An 18,568-nucleotide genomic window follows, 5' to 3' on the forward strand; every position below is an offset into this window, starting at 1 on the left:
GGCTGATGGCAGGGCCGCAGGGAAAGATGGTCCAGCTTAAAAAAAGTCGTGGCGGAAGCGAGGCAAAAATAGCAATTTCGGCCCGGCCAGCGCGGCACCTTCCAGCAATAGGGAAAAGCAATGAGTGAAACAATCGAAAAGCGGCTAAGTGATCTCGGCGTGACGCTTCCTGTTGCCGCCGCGCCTGCCGCCAACTACGTGCCCTATTGCAGGACCGGCAACCTGCTGTTCACGGCGGGACAATTGCCGCTTAAGGACGGCAAGTTGCAGGCGAGCGGCCTGCTCGGCCGCGACGTCGACACGGCAAGCGGCAGGAACGCGGCGAAATACTGCGCCATCAACATCCTGGCGCAAGCCAAGGCGGCACTTGGCGACCTCGAGAAGATCCGCCGTCTGGTGAAGATCACCGTCTTCGTGGCGTCGGCGCCCGACTTCGTCGAACAGCATCTGGTCGCCAACGGCGCGTCCGATTTCCTGGTTGCCGCGCTTGGCGAAAGCGGCAAGCACGCACGCTCCGCCGTCGGCACCGCCTCCCTGCCGCTTAATGCCGCGGTGGAAATCGAAGCGATCTTTGAAGTCGAATGAGTGAAGGTGCGGACATGACCGACCTCTCCTGGCTGACTGCCCGGCCGGTTGCCCATCGCGGCTTTCACGACATGAACAAGTCGCGCTGGGAAAACACGCTTTCCGCCTTCGCCGCCGCGGCCGAACGCGGCTACGCGATCGAATGCGACGTGCATCTGTCGTCGGATGGCGTTCCCATCGTCATCCATGATGACGATCTGCAACGGCTGACAGGGCAGGACGGTTTCGTCTGGCAACGCAGCGCGGCCGAACTTGCCGCGCTCAAGGTCGGCGGCACGGCGGATCACGTGCCGACGCTGCAGGAAACGCTCGACCTCGTCGACGGCCACGTGCCCATGGTCGTCGAGCTGAAAGGAACTCCCGGTCGCGATGAGGGCCTGGTGGCGCGCGTCGGCAAGATGCTGAAGCGCTACAAGGGCAAGGCGGCGATCATGTCGTTCGATCACTGGCTGATCCGCGATTTCCCCAGGCACGCGCCCGGCGTTCCGGCTGGATTGACTGCCTATGGCAAGGACGCCAAGCTGATCGAAGCACATTTTTCCATGCTGGCGCACGAACTCTCCTTTACCTCCTATGCCGCCGGCGATCTGCCGAACCCGTTTGTCAGCTTCGTGCGCGAAAAGCTCAAAATGCCTGTCATTACCTGGACGGTGCATGACCAGCCGGCGGTCGACCTGACCTTTAGATATGCCGACCAGATGACGTTCGAAGGGTTCGAACCCGACCTGGTCAAAGTCGCCTGAGCAGGGTGCCCGAAACGTGACTTGTAGCGGCCCGAATGGAGCTTAAATAAGCCTCATGGATCAGGGCGACGACTGCGACGGACAATCGGCGAATGCGGGCTATTCGATCCGCATCGCCGCGGGCATAGGCGCCTTTACCTGCGATGAATGGAACGGCTTTGCCGGGACCACGCGCGGCGACGCGGCCGGATATAACCCGCTCGTTTCATTCGCGTTTTTGAGTGCTCTGGAGGATTCGGGCTGCGCCGTGCGGCGCACTGGCTGGCAAGGCCATCACCTGCGGCTGGAAACCGCGCAAGGCAGGCTGCTCGGCGCTATTCCCTGCTATCTCAAATCGCACAGCCAGGGTGAATATGTGTTCGATCACGGCTGGTCGGATGCCTTCGAGCGCGCCGGCGGCCACTACTATCCAAAACTGCAAAGTGCCGTGCCGTTCACGCCGGTCACCGGCCCTCGCCTGCTGGTCGGCAAAGGCGAGGATCAGGACGCGGTTAAGGCCGGGCTTGCCGCCGGGCTCAAAATGGTGACCGACAAGCTCGGCATATCCTCGGCCCATGTCACCTTCGCGCAGGAAAGCGACGTCGCGATGCTGGAGGCCGCGGGCTTCCTGCATCGCACCGATCAGCAATTCCATTTCTTCAACGAAGGCTTTTCCACCTATGACGACTTCCTCGCCACGCTTGCCTCGCGCAAGCGCAAGGCGATGAAGAAAGAACGGCGCGAAGCGCTTGCCGACGGCATCACGATCGACTGGCTGATCGGCAAGGACCTGACCGAAAAGGCCTGGGACGACTTCTTCGCCTTCTATATGGACACCGGCAGCCGCAAATGGGGCCGCCCCTACCTGAACCGCCAGTTCTTTTCGCTGATCGGCGAACGCATGGCGGACGACATCCTGCTGGTGATGGCCAAACGCAACGGGCGCTACATTGCCGGCGCCATCAACTTCATCGGCTCCGACGCGCTCTACGGCCGCAACTGGGGCTGCATCGAGGATCACCCCTACCTGCATTTCGAGGTCTGCTATCACCAGGCCATCGACTTCGCCATCGAACGCAAGTTGAAGGTGGTCGAAGCAGGCGCGCAAGGCGAACACAAGCTGGCGCGCGGCTACCGGCCGGTGACCATGCATTCGGCGCATTACATTGCCCACCCCGGCCTGCGCAAAGCGGTCGCCGATTATCTCGGGCGCGAGCGGCGCGAAGTGGAGCGGATGGGCGAATACCTGGAAGAACATACCCCGTTCCGCAAAGATCTCGAGGAATAGCAGGCTGGCCGGCGGGCTTCCGGTCGACCGGTGTCCGCCACACGGGCCGCCTTGCTGAACGACTGCGCCGCACCTTATTTCGACAGCGTGTCGTCGCGCAAAAGACGCTTTCATCGCGCGCTCGTAGACGCCGCCATGGTCGATCTCGGCGGATCGCCCCGCAGCTCCGTCTTGCCGCTCGGAGGCGGCTTCGCTACACCGGACGGCAAGGCAAACTCCGGAGCGTTCGCCATGACTGAGACCGCCTATGACACCGACAACATCTTCGCAAAAATCCTGCGCGGCGAAATACCCTCGCACCGCATCTATGAGGACGAAGCGGTCGTGGCCTTCATGGATGTGATGCCGCAGGGGCCGGGGCATACACTGGTGATGCCGAAGGTGCCGTCGCGCAACCTGCTCGACGCCGATCCGTCAACGTTCGGCCCGCTTTTCACGGTGGTCCAGAAAGTGGCGCGAGCCGTCCGCAAAGCATTTGACGCCGACGGCGTCACCGTCATGCAGTTCAATGAACCTGCTTCGGGGCAGACCGTCTATCATCTTCACGTGCATGTCATCCCGCGCTTCGACAGCATCCCGCTGAAGCCACATACGGGCGCGATGGAGAATCCGGAAGTGCTGGCGCGGAACGCAGACAAGATCCGCGCCGCGCTGGGAAGCTGATTCCGCGCATCATTTCGCGGAGAGAACCGGCCGCTCGCGTGAGCCGTTCGATCGCGCTCGGGCGGGGGCGTTGCATCAGTCCTTAGGCAGAAGCCTCCCCGAGGGCCCGGGTGCTCGACTTCCTGAACGCGCCACCTCGTCGTCCCAATGAAAAAAGCCCCGTTTCCGGGGCTCTCTTCAACTTTTGTCAGGTTCAGTTCTTTCTGGGCAGTTGCGGCACCAAGCTGCGCTTGCCGCCGTCCTTGCCCTTGGGCTCGGGCTTCTGCGCCACGACCTTCTTTGCCGCAGGCTTCCTGGCAACGGCCTTGGAGGGCTTCGGCGCGTCTTCCGGCTCTTCCTTCTTCGGCTTCACCGGCGCCTCGTCGGCGAGCGATTCGAGCTTGAGGCCGGTCTCGCCGGTTTCCTTCTTCTCGACGGTGACGCGCACCGTGCCGCCCTTCTTCAGCTTGCCGAACAGCACTTCGTCGGCCAGCGGCTTCTTGATGTGCTCCTGGATGACGCGGCCGAGCGGACGCGCGCCCATGCGTTCGTCATAGCCCTTGTCGGCGAGCCAGGCGATCGCGTCCGGCGACAGGTCGAAGGTGACGCCACGCTCGGAAAGCTGGGCTTCCAGCTGCATGACGAACTTCTGCACCACCTGGTGGATGACCGGCACCGGCAGCGAGCCGAACGGAATGATCGCATCGAGACGGTTGCGGAATTCCGGCGTGAACAGCCGGTTGATCGCTTCGACATCGTCGCCTTCGCGCTTGGTCGAACCGAAACCGATCGCCGCGCGCTGCGCATCGGATGCGCCCGCATTGGTGGTCATGATCAGGATGACATTGCGGAAGTCGATCTGCTTGCCGTTGTGGTCGGTCAGCTTGCCGTGGTCCATCACCTGCAACAGGATGTTGAACAGGTCCGGATGCGCCTTTTCGACCTCGTCGAGCAGCAGTACGCAGTGCGGATGCTGGTCGACACCGTCGGTCAAAAGGCCGCCCTGGTCGAAGCCGACATAGCCGGGAGGCGCGCCGATCAGCCGCGAGACGGTGTGGCGTTCCATATATTCCGACATGTCGAAACGGATCAGTTCGACACCGAGCGAGGCGGCCAACTGCTTGGCGACTTCGGTCTTACCGACGCCGGTCGGACCTGAGAACAGGTAGGAGCCGATCGGCTTCTCCGGTTCGCGCAGGCCGGCACGCGCCAGCTTGATCGCCGAGGTCAGCGCGGTGATGGCGGTGTCCTGGCCGTAGACGACGCGCTTGAGCTCGATGTCCAGGCCCTGCAGCACCTTCTCGTCATCGGCCGAAACCGTTTTCGGCGGGATGCGCGCCATGGTGGCGATCGTCGCTTCGATCTCCTTGATACCGATCGTCTTCTTGCGCTTGGCCTCCGGCACCAGCATCTGCGAGGCGCCGGTCTCGTCGATCACGTCGATCGCCTTGTCCGGCAGCTTGCGGTCGTTGATGTAGCGCGCCGACAGCTCAACCGAGGCCTTGATTGCCTCGTTGGTGAACTTCACCTTGTGGAATTCCTCATAATAGGGCTTCAGGCCCTTCATGATCTCGATGGCGTCCTCGATGGTCGGCTCGTTGACGTCGATCTTCTGGAAGCGCCGCACCAGCGCGCGGTCCTTCTCGAAGAACTGGCGGAACTCCTTGTAGGTGGTCGAACCGATGCAGCGGATCGCACCCGACGACAGAGCCGGCTTCAACAGGTTCGACGCATCCATGGCGCCGCCTGACGTGGCACCCGCACCGATCACGGTGTGAATCTCGTCGATGAACAGCACGGCGCCCGGATAGTCCTCGAGCTCCTTGACGACCTGCTTCAGCCGTTCCTCGAAGTCACCGCGATAGCGGGTGCCGGCCAAAAGCGTGCCCATGTCGAGCGCGAAGATGGTGGCATTGTGCAGCACTTCCGGCACGTCGCCCTCGACGATGCGCTTGGCCAGGCCTTCGGCGATCGCCGTCTTGCCGACTCCGGGGTCACCGACATAGAGCGGGTTGTTCTTGGAACGGCGGCACAGCACCTGGATGGTGCGGTTGATCTCGCTCTCGCGGCCGATCAGCGGATCGATCTTGCCGGCCTTGGCCTTGTTGTTGAGGTTGACGCAATAGGCGGTCAGCGCGTCCTGTTGCTGCTTCTTCTTGCCGCCTTCCTCCTGGGGCTCGGCACCGTTCTGGCCGCCCTGCTCGTCATCGGCGCCGCGCGGGGTGCGGCTCTCGGACGCGCCCGGACGCTTGGCGATGCCATGCGAGATGTAGTTGACCGCGTCGTAGCGGGTCATCTGCTGTTCCTGCAGGAAATAAGCGGCATGGCTTTCGCGCTCGGCGAAGATGGCGACGAGCACGTTGGCACCCGACACTTCCTCGCGGCCAGATGACTGCACATGGATCACCGCGCGTTGGATGACGCGCTGGAAACCGGCGGTCGGTTTGGAATCCTCATCGTAGCCGGTGACCAGATTGTCGAGCTCGGTGTCGATGTAGGTCAGAACGGTATGCTTCAGCTCGTCAAGATCGACGTTGCAGGCGCGCATGACGGCGGCCGCCTCGGTGTCGTCGATGAGCGCGAGCAGCAGGTGTTCAAGGGTTGCATATTCATGGTGCCGCTCGTTGGCGAGCGTTAGCGCTTGATGAAGCGCCTTTTCCAGGCCTTGGGAGAAAGCCGGCATGTTACCTCACTTCTTCTCCATCACGCATTGCAGCGGATGCTGATTCTGTCGGGCGAAATCCATGACCTGAGACACTTTGGTCTCGGCCACCTCGAATGTATAGACCCCGCACTCGCCCACTCCATGATTGTGAACATGAAGCATGATGCGTGTGGCAGCTTCGCGGTCCTTCTGGAAAAAACGCTCCAGCACGTGAACCACGAACTCCATCGGAGTGTAGTCGTCGTTGAGGATGAGGACCCGGTAAAGGCTGGGCTTCTTGGTCTTGGTTTTGGTGCGCGTGATGACGGCCGTCCCGCGGCCGGCCTCATTGCCGTCGCCGCCGCCGTTTTGCATCCGCGCCACTCGTCTCGTGGCAGTCAAACCGATCGTCACGTATTCCTGCCTCTTCGAATCCTCATGCGAGTTTCACATGTAGGTGTTCGATGGACGATTTTAAGCCCTTCTGGTTAGCTGACAATATGGCTAGGTGACCAACTTGGCGGAATTTCGCGATCGTGAAGCGTTGACATGAAAAAACCCGGCCGCGTTTCCACGACCGGGTTTTGTCCCGCGCCCAAAGGGCCGGATATGGAATTCTCGGGTGAAAATTATTTCGCCTTGGCAACGATCGATTCGAACGGCTTGTAGGCTTCCTTGGCGAGTTCGGCATAGAGGTCGCCAATCTTGGTGGCCTCGGCAACGAACGCCTCGTAGGACTGCTTGGCATAGTCGGATTGAATCTCGATCGCCTTGTCCAGCGACTTGGCCGAGAACAGCTTCTCGACCGCGGCGCTGCCGGCTTCAAGGCTCTTCTTGGTGTATTCGCCGGCCTCGGTGGCGATCGCCTGCGCGCCCTTGGACAAAGAGGCGAAGCTCCTCAATCCGGTGTCAGTGAACTCCTTGCCGTATTTGCTGAAGTCCTCATAGGTCTGGCTCATTTCGTACTCTCCCTGGACGGTTGACGCGCCCTGCCCCGAGCGCCGTTGTGCAATGCATAATATATATTGTGCGTCGCACAAAAGTCAAGAATTCAGGGGCTCGCGGCCGCACTGGCGGCGGCAATGGCTAAAATTCAAATAAAGGAAGGCTCAAACCGCCAGAAAATGGTGAACGCGGCGGTTACCATAAACGGATTGGTAACGCTGCCCCGCTAGCTTGGCCGGAAGCGAGGCAGGATCCCTTTGCCGCCTCCAGCGCAACGAGAAATTCAAAGGAACTACCAGTGCGTCAGGCGTTGTCGGACATCGTTTCCAAATCCGCGTCCCCTCTCAAAACGATCATGATCCTCGCCATGGCGATGACATTCGTCATCGCGGGTGGCGCCTCGTCGTTCGCGGCAAAATCGGCAGCCATCGTCGTCGACGCCAAGACCGGCAAAGTGCTCTACTCGGCCAATGCCGATGGTCGGCGCTATCCTGCCTCGCTGACCAAGATGATGACGCTCTATCTGACCTTCGAAGCGATGGCGAAGGGCAAGATCAGCAGAAACACGCCAGTCGTGTTTTCAGCCCATGCATCCGCCGAGGCGCCGACCAAACTCGGCGTGAAGCCGGGCGGATCGGTCGCGGTCGAGACCGCGATCCTGTCGATAGTCACGAAGTCGGCCAACGACTCGGCGACCGCGCTCGGCGAGATGCTCGGCGGCAACGAAACCAATTTCGCCCGCATGATGACGGCCAAGGCGCGGCAGCTCGGCATGAACGGCACCGTCTTCCGCAACGCCAACGGCCTGCCCGACCCGGGGCAGTTCACCACAGCGCGCGACATGGCCACGCTCGGGATCGCGCTCAGGGAACATTTTCCCCAGTACTACGGCTATTTCGCGCAGCGCTCCTTTCTCTACGGTCGCCAGCGCATCAATGGGCACAACCGCCTGCTCGGACGCATCAAGGGCGTCGACGGCATCAAGACCGGCTATACCCGCGCCTCCGGCTTCAATCTCGTCTCGTCCGTATCTGACGGCAACCGCCGCCTTGTCGCCGTTGTCATGGGTGGCACGTCGGGCGGCAGCCGCGACAACCAGATGGCTGGTCTGATCAACGCCTATTTGCCGAGGGCATCGACCCGCGGTGGCGGCGATCTGGTCGCCAAGGCGGACAGCAATCCCATCAGCGCACTTGCGAAGGTTCTCCTGCCCAAGCATGACGCGCCGACCCCCGACGAAAAGCCGGTTGCCGTGGCGGAAGCCGATACGGCCGTCGCGGACGACGCGACCGTTGCCCAGGGCGACAGCGAGGACGAGGATACAGCCGAGGCAGAGGCACCCAAGCTGGTTGTCCCGGCAAAGAAGGTGAAGACGGTCATCGTCTCCGCCCCCAAGGTCGCCACCGCACAGGTCGTGGCTGCCTATGCAGAGCCCGCCCCGGCCGTTGATCCGGTCAACACCGCGTCGGTCCCGTCAGGCTGGGCCATCCAGGTCGCTTCCTCGCCGAAGCAGTCCGAAGCCCAGGCTTTCCTCGACAACACAACCAAGCAGGCTCCCAAGGTGCTGGCCGACGCTTCCGGCTTCACCGTCGCTTTCGACAAGGACGGCGTCACCTACTACCGCGCGCGTTTCGGCGGCTTTGGGTCGAAGGATGCCGCGTGGAAGGCCTGCACCGCTTTGAAGAAGAAGAAAATCGAGTGCTACGCCGTCCAGCAATAGGACCGCGTGGAAGGTATCTCCCGGAAAAATTTTGCGTCGAAGGAGACTAGTTGTGATTGGAGAGCAAGACGTCCTTGGCTTCGTTAATCCGCGCCGCCAGGAAAGACGTGCCGCCGATATCGGGGTGCAGGCGCTGCATCAGGCGGCGGTGCGCCTTGCGGACATCCGCCGCGGCGGCCCCCGCTTCAAGACCAAGGACCTTGTAGGCCTCCTCCTTAGTCATGGCGCCCGGACTTGGCGCAACACCCAGCCCTTCGCCACCGTTCGTCTCAGCGTGTTTGCGCCAGACGGGAAATCTGCCGTCAAGATACGTCTCTAGCAACTGCCGGCTCTCCGGATCGCCGGAGAGCTCGCGGTAGAGATGCTGCAATTCCGCAAGGGTCATCGAGCCGAGCATCTTGCCATCGTGGCGGCCGGCCAGAACCAGCCCTTCAAGGCCGCCCGTATTATGATCGAGTTCCATCTCGAGTGCCGCTGTCCGCACGGTTGAGCGTTTTCCAGCAACCGGCCTGGCATTTGGCCGGCCCGTACGCGTGGCGCCGTACCAGGCGATTGCCACGAACAGGATGATGCCGCCGATGGCTTGACGCCCTACCACGAGCACGGCGCCGCCGACCAGCGCCAGCAGGATCGGCCCCAAGCTTCTCATCCCGCTTGCGAGTTGCGCCGGATCCGCGCGGAGAAAGGCCGTGGCTACCCCCAGGAGCACTAGCAACAACGCGACCACAACGATAATTGCGCCTAACATTTCCCATCGCCCCGCAGGTATCCTGTCCGCCTGGACAGCCGCGTGATGTCCTTCAACACTTTTTCTGCGCCAGAATCATGGCCTTTACCCGGGCTGGAAGAGGACCATCGTGCGAACTGGTTCCGCAACGCCGCGGCCTGTGTCGACTTCGACGGTTCTTCATCGCGCATGGATTTGAAGATGTGGCGTTGTCCCGTCGCTTGCAAGTCCAGCACGAGGCAAGATTGAGGGCCAGAAAATGTCTAAAGCACGTCGCGTCGAAACGGACCTATGCGACGCGCTTCAGAGGCTTTGTCTTTATGGGCGACATGCGTTAGAGCAAGCCGAGTTCGGCCAGCTCGCGCCTGAGTTTCGGCGGCATCTCGACCAATCCCGCCTTACCCTTGCCGAGATCGGCCGGAGCGTCCGCTGGCTTCAGATAGCGCCAGCCCTGGAAGGCGCGGCGCGGCTGCCAGTCGGTACGCACCACCTCGGGATCGAGCATCAAATGGCAGCGGCCGATGCCCTCGTCATCGATGAACGGCCGTATCTCCGTGATCAATTGGCGGCATTGCACGCTGCCCTTGATAACCCAATAGAGTGAGCCGCCATCGGTGACCTCGTCGCCACGCGTCGGCACCATGCGGGTAGTGTGCCAGTGTTCGGCTGGCTCACCGGCACGGCGGCGCTCGTCAAGACGGAAGGCGATCCACTCTTCGAGATCCTCGACACTGTCGCAGCCGACGCAAAGCTTTAGGAGATTGAGAGCCATTCGCTAAGGTTAGTCCGGAGCGCCGAGACGTCAACGGCCTGACGGACTTCTCCACAGAGCCGGTTTGGGCCAGCCCTCAACACTCCACGACGTTGACCGCCAGCCCGCCAAGGCTGGTTTCCTTGTACTTTTCGTTCATGTCGAGCCCGGTCTGGCGCATGGTCTCGATCGCGACATCGAGCGGCACGAAATGCACGCCGTCGCCTTTGATGGCCAGTGACGCGGCCGTCACCGCCTTGACGGCACCCAGCGCGTTGCGCTCGATACATGGCACCTGGACCAGCCCGCCGACCGGGTCGCAGGTCATGCCGAGATGATGTTCGAGCGCGATCTCGGCGGCATTCTCGACCTGTTCGGGCGTGCCGCCCATGACCGCGCACAGGCCGGCGGCGCCCATCGCCGAGGCTGAGCCGACCTCGCCCTGGCAGCCGACTTCGGCGCCGGAGATCGACGCATTGGACTTGATGATGCCGCCGACAGCCGCTGCCGTCAGCAGGAAGTCGCGGATGCTCGGCTGGTCGGCCTCGGGATGGAAATGCAGCCAGTAGCGCAGCACCGCCGGCAGCGTGCCGGCCGCGCCATTGGTCGGCGCGGTGACGACACGCCCGCCGGCCGCATTTTCCTCGTTTACGGCCATCGCATAGATCGACAGCCAGTCATTGGCGAGCAGCGGGTTCGGCCGGTTCTGCTGCCACTGTTCCTGCAGCTTGTCATGCAGTTGCCTGGCGCGCCGCCGCACCTTCAGCCCGCCTGGCATGATGCCGTCCTGCGACAGGCCGCGGTCGATGCAGCCCTTCATCGCGTCCCAGATAGCGTCGAGACCGGTGTCGAGCGCCTCGCGCGACATCTGCGTTTCCTCATTGGCGCGCTTCATGTCGGCGATGGAAAGGCCGCTCTTGGCCGCCATCTTCAGCATCTCGACCGCGTTCTTGAAGGGATACGGCACCTTCTTGCCCTCGGTCGTGACCGAGCCTTTCGCCTTCATCCGCTGCAGCTCTTCTTCCGAAACGACGAAGCCACCGCCGATCGAATAGTAGATGCGCTTGAGCAGCAACCGGCCGCCAGCGTCGTAGGCGTAGAACGCCATGCCGTTGGCATGACCGGTGAGCGGCCTCTTGCGGTCGAGCACCAGATCGGTGGCAGGGTCAAAATGGTAGGATGGGTGGCCGGGCGGTGAAACCAGCTTGTCGGCGGTGATGCGGCTGATGATGCCGTCGGCCTGGTCGGGGTCGACCGTTTGCGGCGTCTGGCCGGCAAGGCCGAGAATGACGGCACGGTCGCTGCCATGGCCGATGCCGGTATAGGCGAGCGAGCCATGCAGGCTGGCGCCGATGCGGTCGACCTTGGCACCGGCGGGCCGCGGCCAGTCGTCGCCCGCGACCTCGTCGAGAAACCGGCGCGCAGCCGTCATAGGCCCCATCGTGTGCGAGCTCGAGGGGCCGATGCCGATCTTGAACAGGTCGAAAACCGAAAGGAACACGCTGTCTCCTGGATCATGTCGAGGACTACATATAGGAATTCCCGAGATGTTTCCGCTCTTTTGACAATCGCGGCGCAGCACCTGCCGACCTTGTTTGCTCCGGCAGCGACATTGATTACCCGACGCTGCATGCGGCGATCGAAGCGATCAAGATGTGATAAATTCACCCTATGGGCGATTCCTCCTATCTTTCGACGGCCGATCTCGCGGCGCTGGGCTTTTTCCTCCTCGCATGGGTGCTGCACACGCTTGCTTCCGATGGCAAGCTGGTTAGCCGCATGTCGCTGACGACTGCCATGAATGCCCAACGCGAGGCCTGGATGCGCGCCATGGCCGAGCGTGAGATCCGCATCGTCGACACCGCCATCATGAGCGGCCTGCAGCAGGGAACCGCCTTCTTCGCCTCCAGTTCACTGATCGCGCTCGGCGGCTGTTTCGCCCTGCTTGGCGCGTCCGACCGGGTGCTTGAGGTGCTGAGCACCCTGCCCTTGGGCGGCGCGCCGTCGCGCTCGGCTTTTCAGATCAAGGTGCTGGGACTGGTGCTGATCCTGGCCTTTTCCTTCTTCAAATTCGGCTGGGCCTACAGGCTGTTCAATTACTGCTCGATCCTGATCGGCGCCGTGCCGATCCCACATGGCGAAGCCTCGCGCAATCCCGTCACGCAAACGGCTGTGTGGCGCGCGACGCAAATGAATATGCTGGCCGGCAAGCATTTCAATTCGGGCTTGCGCGGCGTGTTCTTCTCGATCGGCTATCTCGGCTGGTTCGTCGATCCGGTGGTGTTCGTGCTGTCGACGCTTCTGCTGCTGGCCGTCCTGATACGGCGCCAGTTCTTCTCGGCGGCGCGGCGCGCCGTGATCGGTCAGCCGCCCGGCGCCGGAAACGGCTGATCGATACGCCCGGAAAGCCAATAGGCGAAAAGTCCGATCCACTCGCGGACGGCCATGGTCGTGTTCTGCACTGAATCGGCCGCATTGTCGCGAAACAGCCCGATGCCTTCCCGACCGGAGGTGCGATAGTCGACCGGCCAGGAAACGGTTGAAAAACCGGCCTTATCGAACAGCGCCTTGGCGCGTGGCATGTGAAAGGCTGATGTCACCAGTAGCCATGTCTCGCCCGGTTTGGGTTTGACCAGTTCGTGGCTGAAGACCGCATTCTCGTAGGTGTTGCGGGATTTGTCTTCGAGGATCAGCCGATCGGCCGGGACACCCAGCGCCTCGAGCAGGCGCGGAGCGGTGTCGGCATCACCTTCGCCGTCGAAGAACAGTGAGCCGTTTCCACCGGAGACGACCACCTTTGCCTGCGGGAAACGCCGGGCGAGGATTGCGGTCTCGACCATGCGATCGCCGCTGCTGTTCAATTCATAGCCGCCACGCGCGAGGTTGATGGCGCCCTCGAAGCCGCCACCGAGCACGACGATGCCGTCTACCTTCTCCGGCAGCGGCGGCTTGGGAAAGCGTTCCTCCAGCGGATTGAGCATCATGGCGCCGAGCGACGTCCAAGCCGACAGCGCAAGGATCAGAAACGCCAGCACGCTGCCGGTGACGGCAAGTCGCCGCCGGCCGATCGTCCCGGTGATCAGCCCCGCCAAAAGCAGGAAGATCGTCAGGTTAAGCGGCTGGATGAAGAACCAGAAGATCTTGGAAAGATAGTAGAACATCGCTCAACCCTTACGGCATCAAGGGCTCTGTAATGCTTTGGTTTGCGCATGATTCTCTCCGAAAATCGATCGCGATTTTCGGTATCATGCGTCAGGCGAGCGATACCCTTACCACCACTTCTCCGGCTGGAATGAGCCGGCCGCCTGCTCGATGACGGCGGCGGTCTGGAACAATGTCTCTTCCTCGAAGGGCCTGCCGATCAGTTGCAGGCCGAGCGGCAATCCCTTGGGATCGAGGCCGGCGGGCACGGCAATGCCCGGCAGGCCGGCCATGTTCACGGTGACCGTGAAAATGTCGTTGAGATACATCTTGACCGGATCGGCGGCCATGTCCTCGTCGGCTATGCCAAAGGCGGCGGACGGTGTAGCCGGTGTCAGGATGACATCGACTCCGGCGGCGAAGACGTTTTCGAAGTCGCGCTTGATCAGATTGCGCACCTTCTGAGCCTGCAGATAGTAGGCGTCGTAATAGCCGGCCGACAGCACATAGGTACCGATCATGATGCGGCGCTTGACCTCGCGGCCGAAGCCAGCGGCGCGGGTCTTCTCGTACATCTCGACGATGTCCTTGCCCGGCAGGCGCAAGCCGTAGCGGATGCCGTCATAGCGGGCAAGGTTGGAAGAAGCCTCGGCGGGCGCCACGATGTAATAGGCCGGAAGCGCATACTTGGTGTGCGGCAGGGAGATGTCGACGATCTCGGCACCGGCATCCCTGAGCCAAGCAATACCCTTCTGCCACAGCGCCTCGATCTCCTCCGGCATGCCGTCGACGCGGTATTCCTTGGGAATGCCGATCTTCATCCCCTTGATCGGCTTGCCGATCGCAGCCTCATAGTCCGGCACCGGCCGGTCGACGGACGTCGTGTCCTTCGGATCGACCGAGGCCATCGACTTGAGCAGGATCGCGGCGTCGCGCACGTCGCGGGCGATCGGCCCGGCCTGGTCGAGCGACGAGGCAAAGGCGACGATGCCCCAGCGCGAGCAGCGGCCATAGGTCGGCTTGATGCCGACCGTGCCGGTGAAGGCGGCCGGCTGGCGTATAGAACCGCCGGTATCGGTGGCGGTTGCGCCTGCACACAGGAAGGCCGACACAGCGGTCGCCGAACCGCCGGAAGAACCCCCCGGCACCAGCTGTGCATTGTCGAGGCTGCGCTGGGTTTTCGTGCCGCCGGCCGAAACGAAGCCGCCGTCACCCTGATGTGTCGTCGGCATCACCACCGTATCGAGGCGCGAACGCCGCCACGGGTTGATGACCGGGCCATAGTAGGAGGTCTCGTTGGACGAGCCCATGGCGAATTCGTCCATGTTGAGCTTGCCCAGCATGACCGCGCCGTCGGCCCACAGATTGGATGTGACAGTCGATTCATAGCGCGGCTTGAAGCCGTCGAGCACGTGGCTGCAAGCCTGGGTGTGGACGCCTTCGGTGCCAAACAGGTCCTTGATCCCGAGCGGAATGCCTTCCAGCGCACCGCCCTCGCCCTTGAGCAGCCTGGCGTCCGACGTCTTGGCCATGTCGCGCGCCTTGTCGCCGGTCACCGCGACATAGGCATTGAGCGTCGGATTGGCGCGATCGATCGCCAAGAGATAGGCCTCGGTGATCTCGGTCGCGGTGATCTCCTTGGCGCGCAGCTTGGCGCGGGCCTGCGAAATCGTCAGATGGGTCAGGTCGCTCATCAAAGGCTCTTTTCGTAAAACACCGACCACTCGGAATCGGGATAATCCAGCACCGGGCCGCAACGCGAGAAGCCAGCACGTTCATAGACGGTCCAGGCGGCGGGATGGCGATCGCCGGTCTCCAGCACCAGCCGCTTGAGGCCTTCACCGCGCGCCAAGGCTTCAACGCGTTCCACAATCCTGGCACCGATCCGCTGACCGCGATGCGACGGCCTGATATACATGCGCTTGACCTCGCCAATGGCGCCGCCATGGCGCTTCAGCGCTCCACACCCAATGGCGGTGCCGTTGTCGCGGGCGATGAAAACGGTCGTGTCATGGCCCGCCATCTGCTCGGCCGTCAGATGGTAGCAATGCTCCGGCGGTGTCAATTCGAGCAAGGTTTCGTTGAGTTCCCTGACCAGGCCGCGCACGTCGTCCTGCAGCGGCGTCTCGATGGCGATCTCGATTGCCATCGGCGCCTTACTCCACGACCTTCGGCACGAGGAAGAAATTCTCGTCGGTCGCCGGTGCGTTGGCGACGATGTCAGCCGCCTTGTTGCCGTCGGTGACGACATCCCCGCGCTTCTTCATCTCCATCGGCGTCACCGAGGTCATTGGTTCGACGCCGGAAACATCGACCTCGTTCAACTGCTCGACGAAGCCCAGTATGGCGTTCAACTCGCCGGTCATGCGCTCGGCATCTTCCACGCTCACTGCGATGCGGGCGAGATGCGCGACGCGCTTCACTGTCTTGACATCAACGGACATGTATTCGCCTCGGGAAAAACCAGTCCGCGCTATAGCGGCGCGGCGCGCGGCGCGCAACATGCGCCGGCCGACAATCGGGCAAACAGCTTCATGGCAGGTCAACGCCTTCGCACAGATAATAGCTGCCGCTGTTACCGCTCGCCTCGCTCTCATCGTCGATGGGCCGGACCGAGACGAGATCGAGCTGCGTCGGGCTGATCCGCGTCACCGACAGGACATCGGGAAAGACATAGCCCGGTTCCTGGCAGATGGCCGTCACCGCCCAGCTCGGCGAGCGCGTCGCCTTGCTGACCTGCACGAACTCGCAATTGTATTCCACGCCTTGCAGGCCATTCTTCGAAAGCACGGTGTTGCCGGCATCGACAAGCGTCTGCAGCGTGTCCTTTTTAGCCTGCACGCAAAGTTCCTCGGACTGGAGATAGACGCCTTCGATGAAATCATCCGCAGCGAGCGCGGGCGACGCCGCGACAAACATCGACACGCAAAGAGATCGCCCCAACACCATGGATTTGTTCCGCTTTGGTTGTTTCTAGATGGTAATCGTTTCCCCGATCTTCGGCAATGCGACCTTGACGCCGGATCCTTCCATGCCGGCTTCGAACTTCTCAGGCGTCGGATCGATCATCGGAAACGTGCCGAAATGGCAAGGGACAACCGTGTCGAACTTGAAGAAGCGGCGGCAGGCAAGGGCCGCCACCGCGCCGCCCATGGTGAAGCGGTCGCCGATCGGAACTATACCGATCTTCGGCTCGTGCAGCTCGTTGATCAGCGCCATGTCGGAAAAGATGTCGGTATCGCCCATGTGGTAGAGCGTCTTGTCTTCCGGGAAATGCAGAACCAGCCCACCCGGATTGCCGAGATAGACGTTCTTGCCACCCTCTTCGCCAAACGAGGAAGAGTGCAGCGCCTGGACGAAGGTGGTGGTGAAGCCGCCGCAATCGACCGTGCCGCCGATATTGCCGGGATTGATCTTCTTGTCGCTGACGCCCTTGCCGACCAGGTACATGCAGATCTCGAAATTGGCGACCAGTTGGGCGCCGCTCTTGCCGAGCACTTCCAGCGCGCCGCTGATGTGGTCGCTATGCCCGTGTGTCAAAAGAACATGCGTGATCCCTTCGGCCGGCCCTTCCCAATCGCTTGTCCAGGATGGGTTGCCGATCAGATAAGGGTCGATCAGGATTTTCGCGGCACCGGTTTCGATGCGGAAGGCCGAGTGGCCGTACCAGGTCAGTTTCATGAATGCATTTCCTCGATTTTTGCCGAGCCAGACGATAGAACGCCGATAGCCCAGATATCAAAGGGTATAATGTCCGCCGCGCATCCGAAAAGGCGCGTGGCGCTGAAAAGGCGAGGGAAACCCGTTGGCTATCATCACGATTGAGCAATTGCCGGCACGGCTCGCCCATGGCAAGACCCTGGCGGGGCTCGATCTCGGCGACAAGACGATCGGCGTCGCGGTTTCCGACCGGGGTTTCTCCTTCGCTCATCCCCGCCCGGTCATCCTCAGAAAGAAATTCTCGCTCGATGCCGCCGTCCTTTTGGCGTTGCTGGAGAAGGAGAATGTCGGTGCGGTGGCGATCGGACTGCCGATCAACATGGATGGGTCGGAAGGCCCACGCGCACAGAAATCGCGCGCCTTCGTGCGCAACATGGCGCAGCTGAGTGACCTGCCCTTCGTGTTCTGGGATGAGCGGCTGTCGACGGTCGCGGCCGAACGGACGCTGATCGAAATGGACTTCTCGCGCGCCAAACGCGCCGGCAAGATCGATTCGGCGGCAGCCGCCTTTATTCTGCAGGGAGTTTTGGACCGGCTTCAGTCGCTCGATGCAGCCGATCGAAGGGAACCTGAACCACCGACCTCTGCCTGATCCAGCCGATGATCTCACTGCGGCGGCGAAACGCCCACAGCGCCATAAGCAGAAAACCGTCGAAGATGCAGGTCTTGGCCACCATACCGGGGATGATCGCTGGATCGATACCGAGTATCTGACCATAGAGCTGGAAGAAGAAGTCGTGCATCTGCCGGCTGAGCATGACGTAGCCGAAATTCATGTCGTTGGCCGACAGATAGAACCAGCCCCAGAACAGCGCCATCGGGCCCGCCCACAACGCGAAGATGTAGCGCATCAGCGACCTCCCTTGCCGTTCGAGCCGGTCCGGCCCGATATCAGGGAGAGCAGTGAATTATGCGCCGCGGCCTTCGCCATGCCGTGCGCCGTGGCGTGGAATTCGTCCTCATCCAACGCAGGTACCGAATGCCGTTCGGCGAGCATCGCGACATAGGAAGCCAGAAGTGCGGCCAGTTGCACGGCCACAACCATGAACAGACCGTTGATGCCTTGGGCCGCGCCGCCGATCAGGATCATCGACATCACGCCGGAAGCTGAAATAAAGGCGATGCGAATGACGCTATCGGCGCCCGGGCTGGACGCGTCGTTGATCAGCGTATCGACAAAGGCCCAGAAGAACAGCACCGCCACGACCAGCAACGCGGTCGCCAGCGGAGCGACCACGACGATATTCTCGAGATTGATCAATCGGGTGCTCTCGACGGCCACCCCGAGTACGCCAAGAGCCGCCGCCACACCTCGATTTCCATCGATACAGATCAGCGCGAGCAGGCCGAAAACGATCGCCCAGTGCACGGACAGAAAGGAGGTCAATACGTGTCGCATCGTGATTCCTGCTTCGACAGGAATGACAGTGGGCTTTGCGGTGCGCTGCCGCAATGGAAACCATTTGTTAAGGTTAACGGCGGCTGGGCCGATGAAGATTCCCTCGGATGATGAGTGGCATCGCCGTCAATTCACCGGCGGATAGAGCGTATCGATGATCATGCGCGCATCGTGACGAGAATCGAGCATACCGTAGGTATTGCGCCACTGGCCCGCGAGCCGCGTCTCGACGAAAGCGTCGGCGATCCGCCCTGCCCCCAGCCGGCGCAACTCGGCCGCCGCCG

21 protein-coding genes are annotated in these 18,568 nt (G+C 62.0%); 7 read left to right on the forward strand and 14 right to left on the reverse strand.

Annotated elements, in window-relative coordinates; genetic code table 11:
* Positions 1-120 precede the first annotated feature (120 nt).
* From O7A61_RS01685 to O7A61_RS01700, 4 genes are all read left to right on the forward strand, one after another.
* Positions 121-585 carry a RidA family protein gene (locus O7A61_RS01685; RefSeq protein ID WP_337128122.1) on the forward strand — a complete coding sequence of 155 codons (465 nt, stop codon included), beginning with the start codon at positions 121-123 and terminating at the stop codon, positions 583-585.
* 14 nt (positions 586-599) lie between these two features.
* Positions 600-1,328, forward strand: coding sequence for a glycerophosphodiester phosphodiesterase (locus O7A61_RS01690; RefSeq protein ID WP_337128143.1), 729 nt, complete (start codon positions 600-602; stop codon positions 1,326-1,328).
* A gap of 55 nt (positions 1,329-1,383) precedes the next feature.
* Entirely contained in the window at positions 1,384-2,595 is a 1,212-nt protein-coding gene (locus tag O7A61_RS01695) for a GNAT family N-acetyltransferase (protein WP_337128123.1), read from the forward strand.
* A 231-nt stretch (positions 2,596-2,826) separates the two neighbouring features.
* A complete protein-coding gene (locus O7A61_RS01700) occupies positions 2,827-3,258 on the forward strand; it encodes an HIT family protein (protein ID WP_140505492.1) in 432 nt (143 codons plus the stop codon).
* Positions 3,259-3,451: 193 nt separating this feature from the next.
* Here O7A61_RS01700 and clpA read toward each other — a convergent pair whose 3' ends face one another.
* From clpA to O7A61_RS01715, 3 genes are all read right to left on the reverse strand, one after another.
* Positions 3,452-5,920, reverse strand: a complete 2,469-nt coding sequence (gene clpA / locus O7A61_RS01705) for an ATP-dependent Clp protease ATP-binding subunit ClpA (RefSeq protein WP_140768279.1) — start codon at positions 5,918-5,920, stop codon at positions 3,452-3,454.
* Between the two features lie 6 nt (positions 5,921-5,926).
* Entirely contained in the window at positions 5,927-6,256 is a 330-nt protein-coding gene (clpS, locus tag O7A61_RS01710; protein WP_010909565.1) for an ATP-dependent Clp protease adapter ClpS, read from the reverse strand.
* Between the two features lie 254 nt (positions 6,257-6,510).
* On the reverse strand, positions 6,511-6,840 hold the full coding sequence (locus O7A61_RS01715) for a phasin family protein (RefSeq protein ID WP_337128124.1): 330 nt from the start codon (positions 6,838-6,840) through the stop codon (positions 6,511-6,513).
* A 284-nt stretch (positions 6,841-7,124) separates the two neighbouring features.
* On the opposite strand from O7A61_RS01715, the gene O7A61_RS01720 reads away from it, so the two are divergent.
* On the forward strand, positions 7,125-8,546 hold the full coding sequence (locus tag O7A61_RS01720; RefSeq protein ID WP_337128125.1) for a D-alanyl-D-alanine carboxypeptidase family protein: 1,422 nt from the start codon (positions 7,125-7,127) through the stop codon (positions 8,544-8,546).
* Positions 8,547-8,592: 46 nt separating this feature from the next.
* On the opposite strand, the gene O7A61_RS01725 is transcribed toward O7A61_RS01720, so the two are convergent.
* From O7A61_RS01725 to O7A61_RS01735, 3 genes are all read right to left on the reverse strand, one after another.
* A complete protein-coding gene (locus tag O7A61_RS01725) occupies positions 8,593-9,294 on the reverse strand; it encodes a DnaJ domain-containing protein (protein ID WP_337128126.1) in 702 nt (233 codons plus the stop codon).
* 313 nt (positions 9,295-9,607) lie between these two features.
* Complete coding sequence (locus O7A61_RS01730; protein WP_337128127.1) at positions 9,608-10,045, reverse strand: DUF1489 family protein; 438 nt, start codon at positions 10,043-10,045, stop codon at positions 9,608-9,610.
* Between the two features lie 76 nt (positions 10,046-10,121).
* Complete coding sequence (locus O7A61_RS01735; protein WP_337128128.1) at positions 10,122-11,525, reverse strand: L-serine ammonia-lyase; 1,404 nt, start codon at positions 11,523-11,525, stop codon at positions 10,122-10,124.
* Between the two features lie 170 nt (positions 11,526-11,695).
* Here O7A61_RS01735 and O7A61_RS01740 point away from each other — a divergent pair, with 170 nt between their 5' ends.
* Entirely contained in the window at positions 11,696-12,415 is a 720-nt protein-coding gene (locus tag O7A61_RS01740) for a DUF599 domain-containing protein (RefSeq protein WP_337128129.1), read from the forward strand.
* Here O7A61_RS01740 and O7A61_RS01745 read toward each other — a convergent pair.
* The 6 genes from O7A61_RS01745 to O7A61_RS01770 all read right to left on the reverse strand — a co-directional run bounded on the left by O7A61_RS01745 (position 12,388) and on the right by O7A61_RS01770 (position 16,846).
* Positions 12,388-13,185: a YdcF family protein gene (locus O7A61_RS01745; protein WP_337128130.1), complete on the reverse strand. Its 798-nt coding sequence runs from the start codon at positions 13,183-13,185 to the stop codon at positions 12,388-12,390. The genes O7A61_RS01740 and O7A61_RS01745 overlap by 28 nt on opposite strands.
* Before the next feature lie 108 nt (positions 13,186-13,293).
* Entirely contained in the window at positions 13,294-14,859 is a 1,566-nt protein-coding gene (locus O7A61_RS01750) for an amidase (RefSeq protein ID WP_337128131.1), read from the reverse strand.
* A complete protein-coding gene (locus tag O7A61_RS01755) occupies positions 14,859-15,314 on the reverse strand; it encodes a GNAT family N-acetyltransferase (RefSeq protein ID WP_337128132.1) in 456 nt (151 codons plus the stop codon). The genes O7A61_RS01750 and O7A61_RS01755 overlap by 1 nt, the downstream gene beginning before the upstream one ends.
* Positions 15,315-15,321: 7 nt before the next feature.
* On the reverse strand, positions 15,322-15,609 hold the full coding sequence (gene gatC / locus O7A61_RS01760; RefSeq protein ID WP_337128133.1) for an Asp-tRNA(Asn)/Glu-tRNA(Gln) amidotransferase subunit GatC: 288 nt from the start codon (positions 15,607-15,609) through the stop codon (positions 15,322-15,324).
* Between the two features lie 88 nt (positions 15,610-15,697).
* Positions 15,698-16,084 carry a hypothetical protein gene (locus tag O7A61_RS01765; RefSeq protein WP_442921033.1) on the reverse strand — a complete coding sequence of 129 codons (387 nt, stop codon included), beginning with the start codon at positions 16,082-16,084 and terminating at the stop codon, positions 15,698-15,700.
* A 54-nt stretch (positions 16,085-16,138) separates the two neighbouring features.
* Positions 16,139-16,846, reverse strand: a complete 708-nt coding sequence (locus O7A61_RS01770; protein WP_337128135.1) for a metal-dependent hydrolase — start codon at positions 16,844-16,846, stop codon at positions 16,139-16,141.
* Between the two features lie 124 nt (positions 16,847-16,970).
* On the opposite strand from O7A61_RS01770, the gene ruvX reads away from it, so the two are divergent.
* Entirely contained in the window at positions 16,971-17,477 is a 507-nt protein-coding gene (gene ruvX / locus O7A61_RS01775; RefSeq protein ID WP_337128136.1) for a Holliday junction resolvase RuvX, read from the forward strand.
* On the opposite strand, the gene O7A61_RS01780 is transcribed toward ruvX, so the two are convergent.
* Both O7A61_RS01780 and O7A61_RS01785 read right to left on the reverse strand, forming a co-directional pair.
* The gene (locus tag O7A61_RS01780; RefSeq protein ID WP_027142588.1) at positions 17,395-17,736 is read right to left on the reverse strand and encodes a DUF6105 family protein; all 342 of its coding nucleotides are present in this window, start codon (positions 17,734-17,736) and stop codon (positions 17,395-17,397) included. The two genes, ruvX and O7A61_RS01780, sit on opposite strands and share 83 nt — an antisense overlap.
* Positions 17,736-18,284, reverse strand: a complete 549-nt coding sequence (locus O7A61_RS01785) for a hypothetical protein (RefSeq protein WP_337128144.1) — start codon at positions 18,282-18,284, stop codon at positions 17,736-17,738. Before O7A61_RS01785 ends, O7A61_RS01780 begins: the two co-directional genes overlap by 1 nt.
* Positions 18,285-18,568 lie beyond the last annotated feature (284 nt).

This window comes from Mesorhizobium sp. Cs1321R2N1 (genome assembly GCF_037179725.1).
GTDB lineage: Bacteria > Pseudomonadota > Alphaproteobacteria > Rhizobiales > Rhizobiaceae > Mesorhizobium > Mesorhizobium salmacidum.